Source organism: Streptomyces sp. SID1328, assembly GCF_009865595.1.
Lineage (GTDB): Bacteria > Actinomycetota > Actinomycetes > Streptomycetales > Streptomycetaceae > Streptomyces > Streptomyces griseoluteus.
Window position 1 is genome coordinate 1 of the sequence record NZ_WWKH01000532.1, and the last position, 2,734, is coordinate 2,734.

At 73.2% G+C, this 2,734-nt stretch carries 3 protein-coding genes and 1 pseudogene; 3 read left to right on the plus strand and 1 reads right to left on the minus strand.

Annotation, left to right across the window (positions count from 1 at the left end; translation table 11 throughout):
• Both GT030_RS16770 and thiD read left to right on the plus strand, forming a co-directional pair.
• Positions 1-354: pseudogene (locus tag GT030_RS16770) on the plus strand (thiamine-phosphate kinase); the annotation flags it as partial.
• Positions 351-1,151, plus strand: coding sequence for a bifunctional hydroxymethylpyrimidine kinase/phosphomethylpyrimidine kinase (gene thiD / locus GT030_RS16775; protein WP_161201791.1), 801 nt, complete (start codon positions 351-353; stop codon positions 1,149-1,151). The pseudogene GT030_RS16770 and the gene thiD, both read left to right, overlap by 4 nt.
• Before the next feature lie 87 nt (positions 1,152-1,238).
• On the opposite strand, the gene rpmB is transcribed toward thiD, so the two are convergent.
• Complete coding sequence (gene rpmB, locus GT030_RS16780; RefSeq protein ID WP_003993230.1) at positions 1,239-1,424, minus strand: 50S ribosomal protein L28; 186 nt, start codon at positions 1,422-1,424, stop codon at positions 1,239-1,241.
• 257 nt (positions 1,425-1,681) lie between these two features.
• On the opposite strand from rpmB, the gene GT030_RS16785 reads away from it, so the two are divergent.
• On the plus strand, positions 1,682-2,734 hold a 1,053-nt coding region (locus GT030_RS16785; RefSeq protein ID WP_161201792.1), incomplete at its 3' end, for a DAK2 domain-containing protein.

Here is a 2,734-nt window from a genome sequence, read left to right on the forward strand (position 1 = left end):
GCCGCCGCGCTCGGCGCGACCGCCATGTGCGACGTCAGCGACGGACTGATCGCGGACCTCGGGCACATCGCGGACGCCAGCAAGGTACGGATCGACATCCGCTCCGGCGCGATCGACATCCCCACCCAGATGAACGACATCGGCCAGGCGGTCGGGGTCGATCCGCTGCAGTGGGTGCTCACCGGGGGAGAGGACCACGCGATCGTGGCGACCTTCCCGCCGGACACCAAGCTCCCGGCCCGCTGGAAGGTGATCGGCGAGGTGCTCAACCCCTCGGCGCTGCCCCAGGTGACCGTGGACGGGGCGCCCTGGACCGCCACGGGCGGCTGGGACCACTTCGGGGACCCCGGGTGAGGCCCGCCGGGCAGGCGCCGCCGCGCGTGCTCACCGTGGCCGGCTCGGACTCCGGCGGTGGGGCGGGCATCCAGGCAGACCTGAAGACGATGCTCGCGCTGGGCGTGCACGGGATGAGCGTGATCACCGCCGTGACCGCGCAGAACTCCCTCGGGGTGCAGGGCGCCTGGGAGCTGCCGGTGGAGGCGGTGCGGGCGCAGTACCGCAGCGTGGTGGACGACATCGGCGTCCAGGCCGTGAAGACCGGGATGCTGGCCTCGGCGGAACTGGTCGAGGCGGTCGCGGAGCTGGTCTCCGGCACGGACGCGCCCGTGGTGGTGGACCCGGTGGGCGTCTCCAAGCACGGCGACCCGCTGCTGGCCGCCTCCGCCCTGGACTCGGTGCGCACCCGGCTCCTCCCGGTGGCGACCGTGGCCACCCCGAACCTGGACGAAGTGGCCCAGCTCACGGGATCGCGGGTCGCCTCGGAGGCCGATCTGCGCCCGGCGGCGGAAGCCGTACTGGCCTACGGGCCCCAGTGGGTGCTGATCAAGGGCGGGCATCTCACCGGCGAGGCCGTGGACCTGCTCACCGACGGCGACCAGGAGTTTTGGCTGCGTGCCCCGCGCCACGACAACCGGCACACCCACGGCACCGGCTGCACTCTGGCCTCCGCCATCGCCTCGGGGCTGGCGAAGGGCCTGGCCGTGCCGGAGGCGGTCACGGCGGCCAAGGAGTACGTCACCGGGGCGATCGCCCGTGGGTTCGCCCTGGGCGCCGGGATCGGCCCCGTGGACCACGGCTGGCGCTTCCGATAGGCGAGAAGGCAACGCGAAGAGCCGGCCCACCCGAAGGTGGACCGGCTCGACGCAGCAACCGACAGTGGCCGCGCGCTTAGCTGTGCGTCAGCGCGAGACCTTGCCGGCCTTGATGCACGAGGTGCAAGCGTTCACGCGCTTCGGCGTCCCGCCGACCACGGTACGGACGCGCTGGATGTTCGGGTTCCAGCGACGGGACGTACGGCGGTGCGAGTGCGAGATGTTGTTGCCGAAGCCCGGCCCCTTGCCGCAGACGTCGCAGTTGGCAGCCACGGGTCACTCCAAAGACTTCAGATGCACTTACGGTTGATCCCGGCATGCCGGGATCGAGATCAGGAGACCTGAGATCTTGAGTGGCGCTGCCAGGGGGAATGGCCCGACCGGGATCGGGCAACCGGAGCAGCATACAACGACTGCTTCCGTACAACGAAACTACCATGGCGGCCCGGCACCTCGTGCCCGGCCCTCCCGTGATGGACGCCGCCCCACGGTCTACGCTGCGTCCCACGTCCAGCGACAGGGAGGCGCAGGTGGCGCAGGTGCCGCAGACATTCCTCGATGCTCTCGCGGTGCGCACCTGGTGCGGTCTGGCGCTGCGCTCGCTGGGGCGGGCGCGCGAGGAGATCGACGCGATCAACGTCTATCCCGTGGCCGACGGGGACACCGGCACGAATCTGTATCTGACCGTGGAGTCGGCGACGGCGGCCGTCGAAGCGGTGTTCGCCGGGTACGAGCAAGGCGGTCCTTCGCTGGCCGACGCCCTGCGCGCCATGGCCCACGGCGCGCTGATCGGCGCCCGCGGCAACTCCGGCACGATCCTCGCCCAGCTCCTGCGCGGCATGGCCCAGGTGCTCGCCGCCGACGGCGCGGGTGACGTGTCTCACGTCGACGGCACCGATCTGCGGCGGGCGCTGCGCCGGGCCGCCGACGCCGCCCGCGAGGCCGTCGCCCACCCGGTCGAGGGCACCGTGCTCACCGTCGCCTCGGCCGCCGCCGACGCGGCCGACGGAGGCGAGGGCGACTGCCGGGCAGTCGTCCTGGCCGCCTACGAGGGAGCGCGCGCCGCCCTGGCCGCCACCCCCCGGCAACTGGCCGTGCTCGGCCGCGCCGGGGTCGTGGACGCGGGTGGACGCGGTCTGGTGACCGTGCTGGCCTCCCTGGTGGAGGCGGTCACGGGAGAGGCGGTGCCCGAGGAGACGTACGCCGGGGCGGCCGGGGCCGACGTCTGTCCGGAGGCCCCCGAACACGCGGGGGAGGGCGGGCCCGCCTACGAGGTCATCTACCTGCTGGAGGCCGACGACGCGGCCGTGACCCGTCTTCGGGAACGGCTCGACACCCTCGGCGACTCCCTGGTCGTGGTCGGCGGCGACGGGCTGTGGAACGTCCATGTGCACGTGGACGACGCAGGTGCCGCCGTGGAGGCGGGCGTCGAGGCCGGGCGGCCGTACCGGATCAGGATCACCCACTTCGCCGTCGGCGACGTCCACACGGGCGGGGAACGGCCGCCGCGCGAACCGGCGCAGCGGGCCGTCGTCGCCGTGGTGCCCGGCGAGGGGCTGGCCGGGCTGTACGCCGAGGCGGGC